The sequence below is a fragment of the Marinobacter gelidimuriae genome (assembly GCF_000372805.1).
Taxonomy (GTDB): domain Bacteria; phylum Pseudomonadota; class Gammaproteobacteria; order Pseudomonadales; family Oleiphilaceae; genus Marinobacter; species Marinobacter gelidimuriae.
The window spans coordinates 1-15438 of record NZ_KB889918.1 but is presented as its reverse complement, the minus strand read 5'-3'; the positions used below and the strand labels follow the sequence as shown (position 1 = coordinate 15438).

The window sequence follows — 15438 nt, the reverse complement described above, 5'->3', positions numbered from 1 at the left end:
GAAGGTCAGATGGCGTTTGCGGGTAAAGTGCTTTGGGTGGGTGCGATGCTGGGTAATAAAATCGGGGCAGCTTANGAGATTGGTTAATTTATGTACAATTTTCAGCCAGGATCTCGGTTGGGTTGTCAACCGTTGGTTTTTTTATTGTGCTCCATAGGGCATTTCCTTGTTGATGGATGAGCTCTAATTATAGGATATTTTTAGGGAAATGTCTTAAGTTGATGACATTGGCCCAGGAGCTGCTGGAATAGGTTCATGAACCTCGCCAATTAACTGCATGCTCGATTCGTCCATACAGACCACCGGAAATTTCGGATCATATGGCCGTGAATAGATATCAAGAACGTCCTCCATCGCCGCTACAAAAGCGGCATTCTCATCCGGTGGTATTTTCCAGTACTTGCTCAGGTGAGGCTTAAGTTCATTTTTTTTAGAGTGTTACATACCGTCATGGGGGAAACACTCGGTGCTATTTCCAATTCCACCACTTTCTCAGCCAGTAACCGTACGGTCCAACGCTTTCGGCCTTCCGGCGCTTGTGAACACGCCAATGCCAAAAGCCGGGCTTCAAACTCACCTCCAAACAGAATTTCTCGGGGAGGTGTTTCGCGTTTCTTCCGTTCGATGGCTGCGGTGAGACCCTCTTCAACAAATCTTTTTTTTAAATGTTCGAGACTTCGAGTCGTTCGCCCTAAGGCTTCAGCAACTCTTGCAACAACCCATTTAGGCCCATATTCTCCAGCATCAAGCAGTAGCAATGCGCGGGCAGATAAAACGGTTCGGGCGGCCCTTTTGCCCTTCGTTGAAATTGCCTCCAATTCTTTTCGTTCTTCTTTTGTCAGTGTCACCTTGTAACGTGGTGCCATATCGTCGTCCTCAATTGATGGTTGAGAACGAGTATAGCAAAATGCTATTAATTGCGAACTATTAAGATGTACAGTGTACTAGGGTCTGTTGACAATTCACATCGGCAGCCAGAGAAATGCGCAAGCCAATGACACGATGCTCTCATAATTTCGAGCAAGCTTGTCATATCGGGTGGCAACGGCACGATAGTGCTTGAGTCTGGCAAACGCATTCTCGACCAGTCATTGAAGACTTTGTAGACAGAATTCCATTTTCCGAAGTGGCCTGGCAGATCTCTCCAAGGCACACCGGTCCGCATTCTGAACAGAATGCCTTCGACTGTTTTACGCAGACCTGCCTTGTTATACAGACTGAATTGAAGCAATATTTCTCTTAGCTTGGACCACAGTTTCTCTGTGAGCCTGTATCTGGGCATTGCGGGCTCGTATAATTGTTGTTGTGGAATTTCATTATACGAGCTTGCTCTTACCTTTCAAAGGCTTACGAGCAATTGTCAACAGCCCCTAGGCAAGTTTGATATTGTCATGTGCCGCAACGTGCTGATTTATTTCTCCGCGGAGCACAAGCGCGACATTCTTACCCGTATTCACGCGTCCTTGAACCCAGGCGGCTATCTTATACTGGGTGCATCGGAATCCCTTACCGGATTAACTGACCTGTACGAGATGGTCCAGTGCAGTCCGGGTATTATCTACCGGAAAAAATAAACTATGCCATTGAATGTCTGGGTATTAATTGCGGCGCAGGCGATGGCCATGTGTACGGCGCCATTTATTGTGTTTATTGGCAGTATTCAAGGCCGGGCGCTGGCCGGCAGCCCTGAATACGCGACCTTGCCGGTAGCGTTCGTAGTGGTGGGTACGGTGCTCTCCGTCAAACCCGCCACCTGGCTTATGGCTCGCGTCGGGCGCAAGCCGGTGATGCTTTTGGGCACGGTTATGGGCACGGTTGCTGCTGGAGTGGGTGCGCTGGCTTCCTGGCAAGGTGCTTTTGCCCTTTTGTGTCTAGCGGCGGTACTTGGCGGCAGTGGGCTTGCAGTGGTGCATCAGTACCGCTTCGCCGCTATGGAATCTGTTCCCCCCAAACTGGCCAGCACTGCAGCGGCGCGCGTTCTGTTAGGTGGATTGGTTGCGGCCTGGGTCGGTCCGGAAATTGCCTCGATTGGTGGTGACGATCCGCTGCACCCGTTTCTGACCAGTTGGCTGGGACTGGCAGCGGTTCAGCTTGCTGCCATGATCATACTGGTGCTCGGTTACCGCAGCAGCGGCGAACGACCGCGACCGGTGCATGAAGGCGGTGGTCGGCCGATGCGTGAAATTCTTGCGAATCCGGTGATATGGGTTGCCATCAGCGCCGCTGCGGTGGGTTACGCGATTATGAGTTTTATTATGACGGCAACGCCCCTGAGCATGACCGAAATGGCCGGGCACCCGCTAGACGATGCCAAACGAGTCATTCAGTTGCACATCATGGCCATGTATTTGCCATCGCTTATAAGCGGCTGGTTAATTCGGGTGGTGGGCATAAGGCGCATGATGTTAGTGGGTATGGTTGCCTATCTGATCTGCATTGCCCTGGCGGCCAGCGGCGTCAGTTTTCATCACTACCTTGGCGCTCTTATCCTGCTGGGTATCGGCTGGAACTTTTTGTTTGTGGGTGGCACCAGTTTGTTGCCGCAGGGCTATAGCGATTCCGAGCGCTTTCGCGTGCAGGGCTTGAATGACATGATGGTTTTTGGCTTTCAGGCCGTTGCGTCCATGTCAGCCGGGCTGGCCTTAAGCTCCCTCGGCTGGGCCGGCCTATTGTTGCTTGCGATCCCACTTTTACTGTTGCACTCCGGGCTTATGCTTTTTTGGTACCTGCGCCGCAATTCGGTCGTCACGCAGCCCGACGGTTAGCGATGAGGCCATGGCCGGGTTCAGAAAAACAGCTCTGGAAGCAGGATTTGATCTGCAAGAGCTGATCGTGGTGGATCACAGCGCTGTTAATTAACTCGCCTGTTCGACAGGCAAGTGGCCGGTTTTTACCCAGATAACCGTCTCTTGATCTACAAAAGGATGATGCTGGCTCAGATGAGGGCTTCTTATCCAGGTTCCCTGCGGATACCGCCCGTTCTCGTCACAAAACTCCCCTGAAATAACATAGATTTCTTCCCCACCAAAATGCCGGTGGGGCTGGAAACGTTCGTTCGCCGGCCATTTCACCAGTGCCACATGTTCGTGCTCGAATTCGTGCAGGGGCATGACTTCCAGCCCACCGATTCCGGGAAGCCAGGGAGTTTTCTGGGTATTGATTCGCACCGGAGTGCGGTCGCGCTTGTCGAACTGATGCAGTTTCACCAGCAGGGTACAGCCAGGCTTGCTAAAAGGCGCGTGGCCCGTGCCTGGCGGGTTGCGCAGATAGGTACCTGCCGGGTAATCGCCGGTTTCATCCGAGAACACGCCTTCAAGCACCAGTATTTCCTCACCCAGTGGGTGCTCATGGCGGCTGAACGACGCACCGGGCTTATAGCGAACAATACTGGTAGCGTGGCCGCGCTCTGCCTCTTCTCGGGCCAATGGCTTTCTGTCCACACCACCTGAAGGGCTGGCAAGCCATTCCTGTTCACCGGTGTGAACCACAACCCTGCGGGCAAAATCCATATTCAGCATTGTTGATCTCTTTACTGGTGAAAACGGGGTTTATGATTACGCTGCCCGGCTATGAACGGATGATTGGGTTTTCTGCCTACTTGATCGAGGAACTGCTGCACATCTTTGAAAGCCGTGTTTTTGCAGTGTCGCATCCACTCGAACGCGACCATTTCAACGGTAACGATGTGCGCGCCGCAAGCGCTGAGCCGTTCAAGGGCGACATCCCGATCGAATTCTTTAAGCGACCCTGTAGCATCTGCCACAACCCAGAGCGAGTAGCCGCCATCAATCAGGCTAAGTGCCGTTTGCATCATGCACACATGGGTCTCGCAGCCGGCAATAACAATATGTGGCCGGCCTTCGGGTAGAGCCTCGACCAGACCGTCCGAGCAGGCATCAAAGTGATGTTTGGTCAGGGTACGGTGGCAAAGCTCCTTGACCGCTTCCAGATTTGGTCCCAGTTTCTCTGGCAACTGTTCCGTGGCTAAAACCGGCACGTTCAACAGGCCAGCAATCTTAGCGAGCGTGATACACTGGCTGACGACATCCTGCCCGTTGGTAATTGCTGGCATTAGTTTTTCCTGGACATCGATTAGCAGCAGGGTCGAGTGTTCAGATTGCATCAACATTCATTATTCGCCTTTAGATTCTGCTCATATCCTGAAACGGATTACGCTGCCTGATAAACACAAAAGGAATGACGTCTATCGTACAGACAATTACCCGCGCAAGCTGGAATTTTTGCGGCTTTTGGTTTCAAGGTGGTTGCCAAGCGCCGATAAAACGATTAAAGTCTGCGCCCTCGAATCGACGATCATCTTGCTGATTCGACTCTGTTTTAGGAGAGGTGGCCGAGTGGCTGATGGCGCACGCCTGGAAAGTGTGTAAACGTTAATAGCGTTTCGAGGGTTCGAATCCCTCTCTCTCCGCCAATTTTCTTTAAAAACCCCTGCCATTGTGCGATAGCCCGGCCGTTTTCTTGGCCGGTTATTCAGTCTGTTTGCAGTTCGTGTGCAGCGTCAACTATCTTGTCCGGTCCATCGCCCTCGCTGACTTAATTCGCACCTTCAATTGGTCACAACCACCGCAACCGCCGCAATAGAACCAACAAACGCCAAACATGACCTATTGCCCAGCTGTAACAACCAAACACCAACATGAAGAGCCCGAACATCAACCATTCAGGGACCTGAAAAGCGTCCCCCAGAATGCCGACGCAGGCCAAAAGAGTCGCCAGAACCGTTATCACCAACAACGCCTGGCGATCCGTGAACCCTGCTCGCAGGAAAATATGATGCAGGTGATCCCGGTCTGGCATCATGACAGACTGCCCCTTTCTCGCCCGACGGATCATAATCGCCACCATATCCATTAACGGAATGGCACAAATCCACAGCGCGGTCACTGGCCGCAGAGCACCAGTATCCGGCTGCACGCCGTTGACCAAGAGCCAAACAATAGAAAACCCGATGTAACTATTCAGCTCATATCCACCATGATCATTAAAATAGAGTCTCATCGGTATCCATAAACGCAGGGTTTTTACCCTGAAAGAGTAAAGCCAGAGCCTCTGTGGCTAACATCCCCTGCTTACGACACGTTGACAGGTAACTGCGAACACGACAAAAGATCTTCGCCCCCGCCATGGATCGAAAACAACCGGATATTTTCTGCTGCACTTTCGTCATACGCAGGTCATTCTCCCCCTGATTGTGGGTGAAGGGGACGTACTCGACATCCATAAAACGCAGAACGTCGTGCTCAAAGTTGCGCAACCTTTCCAGCAAGTTTCGGGCTTTTGATCGTTTTAACCTGCCGCGCTTCCCTGCCTCTCGCAGGCTTTGTAAGACAGCCATTATCGCACGGGTTTTCAGGGCGACATTGTTGGCTCTGAGCGCCCTTCTGAGGCGATTAAAAAGAACTGCTGTCTACCTCTGACATGAAACAGCTGCAAGCACTGACTGACGAAAAGAACGCCCAGCTAGAGCAAATTCGCGAACGCGCCAAGCTAAAGATTCACGCTCTGGTTGCTATGGGCTTTCGGCCTGAGAGTGGTAACCCTTCCCGCTTCATTGCGGCCGCTGGTTTAACCGAACTTCACCAGCTCTGGCAACAGGCCGATCAGGCACTGACCCAGTGCCAGCAACTGAATCAAAACAACGGCCGGGTAATGGCCCACATGCAAAAACGCCTGGCCAGATTAAGTGATATAGTGCGCGGTGCCATCCAGTACTATTCTGGCCAGCGCCTGAAGCGTTAATCGTCTGTTACGCTTCGCTGCCGCGCTTTCATCACGCTTTTTAATCGCAATCTGCCAAGGTAGCCAGAGCATGCCCGCTGTGAAACGTTTTTTTTCTGCATTTTTCTTTTCTGTCCTAGCCGCAACCTGGGCTCTGGTGGGCACCGCTAACGCTGATGATAGCGCCAGCGAATTCAGCAATCAGGATCTGGTTAACGTGGATGTCATCACCTCCGAAGGCCAATTTACACTTCAGTTGAGGCCAGACGTGGCACCGGACACCGTGGCCAATTTTCTGGAATACGTGCGTTCGGGCTTTTACCAAGGCACCGTATTTCATCGGGTAATTCCGGGATTCATGATTCAAGGCGGCGGGTTCACTGAACAGCTGCAGCGCAAGCAACCCCGCCCGCCTATCCGTAACGAAGCCAGCCGCTCCCTGCCAAACCTGCGCGGTACCCTCGCAATGGCGCGCACCAATGCGCCGGATTCGGCTACTGCCCAGTTTTTCGTCAACCTGACTGACAACGACTTCCTTAACCTCAGTCAACGCAGTGCCGGTTATGCGGTGTTCGGTAAAGTAATCTCGGGAATGGGAGCCATCGACGCAATTGCCAATGTAAAAACAGGATCTCGCCAGGGCATGAATGATGTTCCGCTTCAGGCGATTACGATTGAAAGCATATCAGTTGTTGAAACCATGACCCCATGATCGGGCCGGCCCTTGCTCACGCTGAAGTAACCTGGCTGGAGAGTGGCAGGCTTTACTTAAACGGCGCCAGTAACCGGATTTATGACGAGCTCAGTCTGGAGAAAATTCAGATTCAGCACGTTGAGAGAGTCACGCACTCTCAGCACACGGTCTTTGCCGCCGCCGAATTCGACCTCGGGCTGGACTTTCTGGCCTGTTGGCAGAACTGGATGGCTCAACGCCCTGAGCCCGGCAATGTTCTGCATTTTATTTCCCACCAGCAACACCCCCTTAGCCGTGACGATCTCGAGCGTGCAGTCTCACTCTGGCCGCAACTGGCCGAATTCAGCGAGCAGCTGGTACAAGCCTGGCCACCCGCCGTGGCGGGCCTGCACCGATTGGTATTTGCGGATGGGCAAGTACGACTGACACTGCACTTCGGCCCGCAAGGCGACGCCTGGCACGACCTGAACAAACCCGATCCGCAGCCAGCCTGCCGCCCGGATTCCGTGGTGATTATCGGCGCTGGCATTGCCGGTGCCTGCCTGGCGCGCAACCTGGCAGAACGCGGAGTGCCTGTGCAAATACTGGATTCACTGGCGCCAGGCCAGGCCGCTTCGGGCAATAAGCAGGGTGCGCTTTACGCCAAGTTGGGGGTGGATTATTCGCCGCAAACGGCGCTAGCGCTGTCTGCACTGCTGTTCGCAGAGCGTTTCTATCAGCACTTTCAAACGTACCAGAGCAGTACCGGTCACCCGCCCTTTTTTCACGCTACAGGCCTGTTACAACTGGCCTTTAACGACCACGAACAACAACGCCAGCATAAATTTTTGGCCCGCAATCACTACCCCACCGGCGTGCTGTATCCGGTGACGGCGCAACAGGCCAGTGACTTGGTGGGTGTGACGGTTCATCGCGGTGGGCTCTGGTTTCCCCAGGGCGGATGGCTGGCGCCGTCGCACTTGTGCCAGACCCTGGTGCAACACCCGTTGATTACAGTGCACCCCCACTGCAGGGTCACCGGCATGGTTCAAAGCGACCGCTTATGGCATATTAGTGCGCGACAGAACAATGCGGCGACGGGGTCCGATAAACTCTTTAATGTAGAATCAGATCAATTGGTGATCTGCGCGGGTGCACACACCCCCGAACTGTTCCCCCAGGCATGGCTGGCACCTGGCGAGCGCCTGCGTCTGAAACCCATCCGCGGGCAAGTCAGCCATTTACCAGCGGCTGCAATCACCTCGCCCAGCGCCGTTATTTGTGGTTCACGCTATTTAAATCCGCAGCACGACGGCATAGCAGTAACCGGCGCCACATTCGACCTACGCGATGGCAACCCGCTGCCGACCACCGCCAGTCATCAGGAAAATTTGACGGAACTGGACCGCTTGCTACCGGGCGTAGTCAACATTAACCACCCGGCTGTGGCGGACGAAATTCTGCAAGGGCAAGTGGCGTTTCGCTGCACCACCCACGATTATCAACCGGTGGCAGGCGCCATCGCCACGCAAAGCATGAAGACTAATGCCGGCGCCTGGATGTTCACCGGTCTCGGCAGTAAGGGCCTGACCTACGCACCGCTGTTGGCAGAATACCTGGCTGATCGCATGTGTAGCCAGCCAGCTGCCCTACCCCATGCATTGGCACACAGGCTCCGTGTCGAGCGCGTTTTACAGCAGGAATAAGGGAAACGCCCATGTCTATCCACGTTAGTGAACCAGGCCGGCCAATAGGAACGTGCCTGTCAGAAATATTTCGCAACGGTGGGTAATATCATTGCAGGAATGGTCGACGGACTCTGGCTGTTGGCTTGGGCCAACGAGTTCCCGAGCAAGTGCAGATCAAGCGCAATCAGACCTCTAAGCCATGCCCACGCAGCAGGTCTAGCAGACCCTGCTCGCTCAGAACGTCAACGCCTAACTGCTGCGCTTTGGTCAGTTTGGAACCCGCCGCTTCACCGGCCACCACGCACGCCGTCTTTTTCGACACGCTGCCGGCCACTTTTGCGCCCAAACCTTCCAGCTTTTGTTTTGCCTGGTCGCGGGTCATCTGCTCCATAGTGCCGGTCAGTACCCAGGTTTGCCCATGCAGAGGCCTACTGGCCGCGGTAATTTCCTGGGTTTGCCAGATAACGCCGGCCTGCTTCAAATTCTGCAGAATTTCCTGGTTATGGGGCTGCTCAAAAAAACTGCGCAGGTGCCCGGCCACAATGGGCCCAACATCAGACACCGCTTGCAGGGCGTTTTCATCGGCTTCGGAAATAGCCTCCAGACTGCCAAAGTAGCCGGCAAGGCCTTTGGCCGTGGCCTCGCCCACTTCGCGAATACCCAACGCATAAAGAAACCGCCACAATAACGGCTGGCGGGAAGCGTCAATGGCCGCAATCAAATTACTGGCAGACTTGTCGCCCATCCGCTCCAGCCCGATCAGGTCTGCTTTGCGCAGCCGATACAGATCGGCAATGGTTTCAACCTTTTCGCTGTCCACCAGAATATCCACCCACTTGTCACCCAGACCTTCTATGTCGAGTGCTTTACGTGATGCGTAATGGCGGATGGCTTCTTTGCGCTGAGCCGGACAAAACAGGCCACCAGAACAACGGGCAATCACTTCGCCTTCAATCTGTACAACGTCTGAACCGCACGCCGGGCATTGCGCCGGAAGCTCTATGACCGCGGCATTGGAGGGCCGTTTGTCTTGCACTACTTTGACCACTTTCGGGATGACCTCACCGGCGCGGCGAATAAACACGGTGTCGCCGATGTGCAAATCCAGCCGCCGCACTTCGTCCATATTGTGCAAAGTTGCGTTGGATACCGTAACACCACCGACAAACACCGGCTTTAAACGGGCCACGGGCGTAATAGCGCCGGTACGGCCGACCTGAAACTCCACGCTTTCAACCACCGTCAGCTCTTCCTGAGCCGGGAATTTTTGTGCGATCGCCCAGCGCGGCGCGCGGCTGACAAAGCCTAACTGCTGCTGAAGATCCAGACGGTTTACCTTGAACACAATACCGTCGATTTCATAAGGCAGACTGTCGCGTTTGGCCATCAATGCCTCGTAGGCCTCAAGGCACTGATCGGCCCCGATAGCGAGAGACATTTCAGGGTTGATGCGAAAGCCCCACTCACTGACCTGCTGCAAACCTTCCCAGTGTGTGGGCGGCAGCGCTGACTCGTCAGTAACCGCTACGCTGTAGGCGCACATTTCCAATGGGCGCCTGGCGGTCACGCTGGATTTTTTCTGGCGCAGACTGCCGGCAGCGGCGTTACGGGGATTTACAAAGGTTTTCTCACCGCGCCCAGCCAATCGCTGGTTAAGCCTGTCAAAACCGGCGCGGGGCATATACACCTCGCCTCGCACCTCTACGGTTTGTGGAAAATCGCCGCCGCGCAGGTTAAGAGGCACCGACGCAATGGTCCGTATATTGGCGGTAATATCTTCACCGGTGTAACCATCGCCGCGGGTGGCAGCACGGACCAGCTCTCCGTTCTGGTAATGCAGACTGACCGCCAGGCCGTCGAGCTTGGGCTCGCACACGTACTCTATGTCGCCGCCGTCCTCCGTGCTGTTTTCACCCGCGGTATTGCCCCGGTTCAGGCGCTCGCGCACGCGGCGATCGAAATCCCGTAACTCGTCGGCGCTGAAGGCATTATCCAAAGACAACATGGGGATACGGTGGGTCACTTCCGCAAAGCTGGTTTCTACCGCGGAGCCTACACGCTGGGTCGGCGACGTTGCCGTCGCCAATTCCGGATACTCGGCTTCTAGCGCCTGCAATTCACGGAACAGCCGATCGTATTCGGCGTCGGGCACTTGCGGATCATCGAGCACGTAATAATGATGATTGTGATCGGTAATGGTTGTGCGCAGCTGGTCAACCCGGTCGCGCACGCTGGTACTGACTGAGCTCATCATTAATCCCGTTTTGAACGTTGCTTGCGCTCGAATTCGCGGATGCGCTGGCGGCAGTGCTCAGCGGTCTGTGCTGTCATCACACTGCGGCGTTCGTCTTTCAGTTCACCTCCGAGATTACGCACCACGGCCTGCGCTGTTTCGTACATGAAGTTAAAAGCCTGCAAGGCATTACCCGGCCCTGGCAGGCTCATAAAAAAGCTGATGCCGGGCGTACTCAGAGTCGCGATTTCTGCGGGTCTGAAAGTGCCCGGCTCAACCGCGCTGGCTACGCTGAATTGCACAGGGCTTGCGGTATCGGTGGTTTCGTGGCGGTGGTAAATGTCCATATCACCGTATAGCAGGCCACAAGCTTCCAGAAGCCGCTGCAGAGCCGGGCCCTGAAACTCCTCACCGGTGCGGGCAAGTACGTTGATAACAATCACTTCTTTGGCCGGCGGGCGGTTGGCACCTGGCAAAGGCTGGGAAGGATCGCGGGGCAGAGGCGCTGGTTTGGGCTCGGGCTTGGGCTCAGCCTTCTCAATGACAGGTGGATCTGCGTTTTCATCGGCGTGGCGGATATCAGGGTAATCACTTTCGAAGCTATGGGTATCGCCTACGTCTGCGCTGAAAGGCTCGGGTTCCCACTGATCGTGGGTGCCACTCAGCGGCGCTTCGGTAAATTCGCTGCTGTCGCGATCTGCTTTGGTGCTATCAAATTCAGTGCTATCAGCAGGGGTAACAAACGCCGAATGAGCTTTGGCTGCCGCTTCTGTTGCAGGTTCAGAGCTTTTGTTTCGGCCCGCTGCGATAACCGGCCGAGTCGGTTTTTGCACCTGGCGCGCAGTCCGTGATTTTTTCTTGGACGTGCGATCCTGGTCCAGCTCGTTGCGGGAAATGGTTCGAGCACCGCCTGATGGCAGTTCCGGGTTGAAATGTTCGTCCAGCGGCGAATCCTGCAGGTTATCAGCGCCCATGCCAGAGGAAATAGCCGAAGACTCTCTGCGCGCGCGGCGCATGCGCCGAATGCCGTCAACGACAATACCAATAATGACCAGGGTACCGATGGCAATTAGCCATTCCCTAAGTGGTGACATAGTGCTGCTGTCCTGTTTGCGGATCGGAGAATATTGTTACTATCAACGTGGGTACTATAAAAATTGAACCCGCGTAATACAACGCACAAACACGGCTTGTGGCTGGATTGTCATACTCGCGGCCCAATCAGGCCTCGGCCAGCGCCGCGGCGGCTTCCACGTCTACTGTAACCAGTCGCGAGCAACCCGGCTCGTACATGGTCACACCCATCAGCTGATCAGCCTGCTCCATGGCGATTTTATTGTGCGTAATGTAAATAAACTGTACCTGTTTTGACATCTCTTTTACCAAATTCGCGTAACGGCCAACATTGGCATCATCAAGCGGAGCGTCCACTTCGTCCAGCATGCAAAAAGGCGCCGGATTAAGCTGAAATATTGCGAACACCAGGGCGATGGCGGTCAGCGCTTTTTCACCCCCGGATAACAGGTGAATGGTGCTGTTTTTCTTGCCCGGTGGCCGCGCCATGATGGTAACACCGGTTTCTAGCAAATCCTCGCCTGTCAGTTCCAGGCTGGCGTGCCCGCCACCAAAAACTTTGGGAAACAAGCCCTGCAGACCTTCATTAACCCGATCAAAGGTCTCTTTAAAACGTTGACGGGTTTCACGGTCAATCTTGCGAATGGCGCCATCCAGGATTTCCAGCGCTTCGGTCAGGTCTTCGTGCTGGCTGTCCAGATAGGTTTTACGCTCGCTCTGCACCTGAAATTCGTCAATAGCCGCCAGGTTAATGGCGCCCAAACGTTGTATCCGACTGGCGATCTTTTCCAGTTCCCCAGACCATTCCTGCTCACTGGCAGAATCGTCCAGCTGTTCAAGCACCGCGTGCAAAGTGATGTTCAGCTCGCTCAACTGCTCCAAATGATTACCTGCACGAATCTCCAGCGCCTGGCATTCCATTTTCAGTGTTTCCAGCGCAGCGCGCACCTGCTGGACCTGTTGCTCGGTGCCGCTGCGGCCCTGATCGGCCTCGCGCACCCGACGGTCCAGGTCTTCTAGCCCCTCGCGGGCCTCGGATAGCTTGTCTTCTTCGGCAAGCCTGCGCTCCAGCAAGCCTTCCAGCTCTAGTTGAAGATCATCTAAAGGCTCTTCCGCCTGCTCGCGGGACTGCCGCAACAGCTCCAGGCGCTCTTCCACCCTTTGCTGTTGCAGACGTGCGCGACTGATGGTTTGGCGCAAGCCGTCGCGCTGGCTGTTCAGGCTCTGCAGCGTAAGTTGCAGCTGGTGGGCCTGGTCGCGCTCATGGCGGGCCTGCTGGCGCAGCTGTTCAAGGTTCTCGCGCAGTACGTCACGTTGCGCCAGCAACTGTTCTTTGTGCTCGTCGTGTTCCTCTGTTACCTCTAGCCCCTGCTGCCATTCTTCCCGTGCGCACTCCAGCTGCTGATGCTGGTGCTCGCGATCGAGCTCCAGCTCCGCGGCTTCAGCGTCAATCTGAGTCAAACGCTGGGTAATCTGCTCGCTACGAGCTTGCAGAGCGCCAAGCTGAGCGGCAATGGTGCCCAGGTGCTGATCTGCCTCGGTCAGTTCGCGGCGGGCTTGCTCACGCTTCTGTTCTGTCCGTTCCAGCGCCTGGCTTGCATCTGCGCCAGTCGTTTCTGCCAGCTCAAGCTTCCCCTGCGCCTGCTCCAATTGTGCGTTCAAACTCAGTACGGTTTTTTGACGCTCGATCACCCCAGTCTGGCTGGCATCGGCTGCAGGCATCAATACCCAGTGGCGCCCCATCCATACCCCTTGCGGCGTTATCACACTCTGTCCGTGTTGCAGCTGCCGCTGCTGTTGCTGCGCTTGCTGAAGGCTGTCTGCCACCAGAATATTCGTCAATGCATCAATAATGGCCGCATTACCGCGCACTCTGGCAGCCAGGCTGGTGGCCCCTTGCAACTCTGCTGGCGCATCGGCATCGGCATCGGCATCGGCATCGGCATCGGCATCAGCATCCGCAGACACCAGCGCAGCACCGGCGGGGGCATCGTCAAGCAGCGTCAGGTGCGCAGCAAGCTGCGGTAACACCAAGCCTTGGGACAGGCGACCAAGCACCTGTTCGGTTGCAAATTCCCAGCCGTGATCAATATCCAGAGCGGCTGCAAGGCGTGGTGCTTGTGCCAGCTGATGCAGGTTCAGCCAGTCTTGCAGCGCACCGTTGGTATCGCCCAGCTGTTCTTCCAGCAGTTGCTGTTGTGACTCAAGAGTGGCTTCCAGGCGTTGAACCTGCTGGCGCTGCTGGTTTTGATGCTGCCCGGCTTGCTGCTGCTGCAAACGAAGCTGTTGCAACTGCGGATGGCTATCTTCAATGATTTTCTGTGCGCCTTCGCGCTTCAGGCTGGCCATAGCCTGCAGTTCGCGCTGTTCATCCAGAGTTTCGTGATCCAGCTGCTGCTGCAGAGTATGGCGCTCCTGCTGCAGCCGTTGACCCCGTAGCCGCAGCTGCTCGATGGCGTTTTCCAAGGCGCGAATGCTCGATTGTGCCAAATCGGCCTGGCGGCGCGCGTCTGCTGAACGAGCGCTGAAATCGTCCCAGCGTTGCTGCCAGTCGGCCATGTCGTGTTCGGCGTTATGGAGCTGCTCACCAGAGGTTTCTGCCCGCAGGCTTAACTCTTCCTGCTCTGGCTCAAGCATTGCCAGTTCTTCTTCAAGCGCTGCAAGTTTGTCAGTGTCTTGCTCCAGTTCACGGGCCAGCTCGCGTTCGCTGGCCAGTACCTGATCAACTTCCAGGCTGGCTTGACGGCTGCGGTCGCGGCTGTTCTGCAAGCTTTGTTCAAGCCGCGCGATATCTGCCCCGGCTTCGTAGTAGCGCGCCTGGGTACGGTTAAACTGCTCATTGCGCTGCTGATGTTCTGCGCGCAAATTTTCGAGCTCGGTGTCCAGTCGAATACGCCCGGTCAGGTGCTTTTCCAGTTGCAATTCGGTATCACGAATACGCCCATGCCACGATTGCAGCTCGGTGTTTAAGTGTTGCCAGCGCAACACGGTCAGTTCGGCTTTTTTGCGACGCTCGTCTTGCTTGAAGGTTTTGTACTTTTCAGCGGCAACCGCTTGCCGCTCCAGGTGCTGAAGTTGCCGGCCCAGCTCGGCGCGCACATCGCTCAGGCGCTCGAGATTTTCTTGGGTGCGGCGAATGCGGTTTTCGGTTTCACGGCGGCGCTCCTTGTACTTGGAGATGCCCGCTGCTTCCTCTATATATACCCTGAGTTCCTCGGGCCTGGCTTCAATCAACCGGGAAATCATGCCCTGCTCAATGATGGCGTAGCTGCGCGGCCCAAGGCCTGTGCCCAGAAACAGATCGGTAATATCGCGGCGGCGGCACTTGGTGCCATTAAGGAAGTAATCAGATTGGCCCTGGCGGGAAACCCGGCGGCGCACAGAAATTTCGCTGTATTGGGCGAATTCACCCGGTGCCAAACCCTTGTGATTGTCGAACACCAGTTCAATCGCGGCCTGGCCCACCGGTTTGCGCGCGCTCGAGCCGTTGAATATCACATCGGTCATGGATTCGCCGCGCAGATACTTGGCTGAGCTTTCACCCAAGACCCATCGCACGGCATCTATGATGTTGGATTTGCCACAGCCGTTTGGCCCCACTACCGCTGTCATGTTTGACGGGAACGCTACCGTGGTCGCATCCACAAACGACTTGAACCCTGACAACTTTATGGATTTCAACCGCATAGACTATGAAGCTCGACTCATGATGGCATCTGTGGCGAAGGGCTGAGTTTACCACACAGGGGCCCAGCGAGGTGCGCTTGCCGATTTTTTGACAAAAACCCAATAACAGCCTCAAAACTGAAAGAAAACTCCAAAAATGATTCTCAAGATACTAGGGTCTGTTGACGTTTCCGCATAAGGCATTGAATAAAAAAGGCAAACTCGTAATATTGAGGTTCCGACACTACCCATAAAACGAGTTTGCCATGCCCCGATTCATGCTCAGTGATGAGCACTGGTCGAAGCTAAAAGGAATGATGCTTCAAGAAAATATTTATAACAAGCGCGACCTGCGAATGATGGTC

12 protein-coding genes, 1 tRNA gene and 3 pseudogenes are annotated in these 15438 nt (G+C 55.1%); 6 read left to right on the top strand and 10 right to left on the bottom strand.

Annotation, left to right across the window (positions count from 1 at the left end; all coding sequences use genetic code 11):
* Positions 1–404: 404 nt before the first annotated feature.
* The 3 genes and pseudogenes from A3OI_RS0115005 to A3OI_RS24810 form a co-directional block, all read right to left on the bottom strand.
* Positions 405–866, bottom strand: coding sequence for a helix-turn-helix domain-containing protein (locus A3OI_RS0115005; RefSeq protein ID WP_018405070.1), 462 nt, complete (start codon positions 864–866; stop codon positions 405–407).
* A 96-nt stretch (positions 867–962) separates the two neighbouring features.
* Positions 963–1088 (bottom strand): annotated as a pseudogene (locus A3OI_RS24815) (IS5/IS1182 family transposase); the annotation flags it as partial.
* Between the two features lie 47 nt (positions 1089–1135).
* Positions 1136–1282: pseudogene (locus A3OI_RS24810) on the bottom strand (IS5/IS1182 family transposase); the annotation flags it as partial.
* A gap of 88 nt (positions 1283–1370) precedes the next feature.
* Between A3OI_RS24810 and A3OI_RS0115000 the strand changes: the two are divergent.
* Positions 1371–1574, top strand: a pseudogene (locus tag A3OI_RS0115000) (CheR family methyltransferase); the annotation flags it as partial.
* A 3-nt stretch (positions 1575–1577) separates the two neighbouring features.
* Positions 1578–2765, top strand: a complete 1188-nt coding sequence (locus tag A3OI_RS0114995; protein ID WP_018405068.1) for an MFS transporter — start codon at positions 1578–1580, stop codon at positions 2763–2765.
* A gap of 90 nt (positions 2766–2855) precedes the next feature.
* Here the strand turns inward: A3OI_RS0114995 and A3OI_RS0114985 are convergent, their stop codons facing one another.
* Both A3OI_RS0114985 and A3OI_RS0114980 read right to left on the bottom strand, forming a co-directional pair.
* The gene (locus A3OI_RS0114985; protein ID WP_018405067.1) at positions 2856–3518 is read right to left on the bottom strand and encodes a cupin domain-containing protein; all 663 of its coding nucleotides are present in this window, start codon (positions 3516–3518) and stop codon (positions 2856–2858) included.
* Positions 3519–3529: 11 nt separating this feature from the next.
* Positions 3530–4129 (bottom strand): isochorismatase family protein, encoded by a 600-nt coding sequence (locus A3OI_RS0114980; protein WP_018405066.1) that lies wholly within the window; start codon positions 4127–4129, stop codon positions 3530–3532.
* 212 nt (positions 4130–4341) lie between these two features.
* Here A3OI_RS0114980 and A3OI_RS0114975 point away from each other — a divergent pair.
* Positions 4342–4432: transfer RNA gene (locus tag A3OI_RS0114975), tRNA-Ser, on the top strand.
* A gap of 143 nt (positions 4433–4575) precedes the next feature.
* Here the strand turns inward: A3OI_RS0114975 and A3OI_RS20440 are convergent.
* Both A3OI_RS20440 and A3OI_RS20435 read right to left on the bottom strand, forming a co-directional pair.
* Positions 4576–5019, bottom strand: coding sequence for a hypothetical protein (locus A3OI_RS20440; RefSeq protein WP_018405065.1), 444 nt, complete (start codon positions 5017–5019; stop codon positions 4576–4578).
* Positions 5003–5374 (bottom strand): IS66 family transposase, encoded by a 372-nt coding sequence (locus A3OI_RS20435; protein WP_267283308.1) that lies wholly within the window; start codon positions 5372–5374, stop codon positions 5003–5005. Before A3OI_RS20435 ends, A3OI_RS20440 begins: the two co-directional genes overlap by 17 nt.
* 47 nt (positions 5375–5421) lie before the next feature.
* Between A3OI_RS20435 and A3OI_RS20430 the strand changes: the two genes are divergently transcribed.
* The 3 genes from A3OI_RS20430 to mnmC all read left to right on the top strand — a co-directional run bounded on the left by A3OI_RS20430 (position 5422) and on the right by mnmC (position 8118).
* On the top strand, positions 5422–5760 hold the full coding sequence (locus tag A3OI_RS20430) for a flagellar protein FlgN (RefSeq protein WP_228702999.1): 339 nt from the start codon (positions 5422–5424) through the stop codon (positions 5758–5760).
* 70 nt (positions 5761–5830) lie between these two features.
* Positions 5831–6451 carry a peptidylprolyl isomerase gene (locus A3OI_RS0114955; protein WP_018405062.1) on the top strand — a complete coding sequence of 207 codons (621 nt, stop codon included), beginning with the start codon at positions 5831–5833 and terminating at the stop codon, positions 6449–6451.
* A complete protein-coding gene (mnmC, locus tag A3OI_RS0114950) occupies positions 6448–8118 on the top strand; it encodes an FAD-dependent 5-carboxymethylaminomethyl-2-thiouridine(34) oxidoreductase MnmC (protein ID WP_018405061.1) in 1671 nt (556 codons plus the stop codon). Before A3OI_RS0114955 ends, mnmC begins: the two co-directional genes overlap by 4 nt.
* A 166-nt stretch (positions 8119–8284) precedes the next feature.
* Here the strand turns inward: mnmC and ligA are convergent, their stop codons facing one another.
* The 3 genes from ligA to smc form a co-directional block, all read right to left on the bottom strand.
* A complete protein-coding gene (gene ligA, locus A3OI_RS0114945; protein WP_018405060.1) occupies positions 8285–10351 on the bottom strand; it encodes an NAD-dependent DNA ligase LigA in 2067 nt (688 codons plus the stop codon).
* A 2-nt stretch (positions 10352–10353) separates the two neighbouring features.
* On the bottom strand, positions 10354–11427 hold the full coding sequence (gene zipA / locus A3OI_RS0114940; protein ID WP_018405059.1) for a cell division protein ZipA: 1074 nt from the start codon (positions 11425–11427) through the stop codon (positions 10354–10356).
* A 127-nt stretch (positions 11428–11554) separates the two neighbouring features.
* Positions 11555–15094 (bottom strand): chromosome segregation protein SMC, encoded by a 3540-nt coding sequence (gene smc, locus A3OI_RS0114935; RefSeq protein ID WP_026224231.1) that lies wholly within the window; start codon positions 15092–15094, stop codon positions 11555–11557.
* Positions 15095–15438 lie beyond the last annotated feature (344 nt).

What these genes read in the sequence shown, in the direction of transcription:
- A3OI_RS0115005 (WP_018405070.1), bottom strand. Translation starts at nt 866, where the DNA reads ATGGCACCACGTTACAAGGTGACACTGACAAAAGAAGAACGAAAAGAA.
- A3OI_RS0114995 (WP_018405068.1), top strand. Translation starts at nt 1,578, where the DNA reads ATGCCATTGAATGTCTGGGTATTAATTGCGGCGCAGGCGATGGCCATG.
- A3OI_RS0114985 (WP_018405067.1), bottom strand. Translation starts at nt 3,518, where the DNA reads ATGCTGAATATGGATTTTGCCCGCAGGGTTGTGGTTCACACCGGTGAA.
- A3OI_RS0114980 (WP_018405066.1), bottom strand. Translation starts at nt 4,129, where the DNA reads ATGTTGATGCAATCTGAACACTCGACCCTGCTGCTAATCGATGTCCAG.
- A3OI_RS20440 (WP_018405065.1), bottom strand. Translation starts at nt 5,019, where the DNA reads ATGAGACTCTATTTTAATGATCATGGTGGATATGAGCTGAATAGTTAC.
- A3OI_RS0114955 (WP_018405062.1), top strand. Translation starts at nt 5,831, where the DNA reads ATGCCCGCTGTGAAACGTTTTTTTTCTGCATTTTTCTTTTCTGTCCTA.
- mnmC (WP_018405061.1), top strand. Translation starts at nt 6,448, where the DNA reads ATGATCGGGCCGGCCCTTGCTCACGCTGAAGTAACCTGGCTGGAGAGT.
- ligA (WP_018405060.1), bottom strand. Translation starts at nt 10,351, where the DNA reads ATGAGCTCAGTCAGTACCAGCGTGCGCGACCGGGTTGACCAGCTGCGC.
- zipA (WP_018405059.1), bottom strand. Translation starts at nt 11,427, where the DNA reads ATGTCACCACTTAGGGAATGGCTAATTGCCATCGGTACCCTGGTCATT.
- smc (WP_026224231.1), bottom strand. Translation starts at nt 15,094, where the DNA reads ATGCGGTTGAAATCCATAAAGTTGTCAGGGTTCAAGTCGTTTGTGGAT.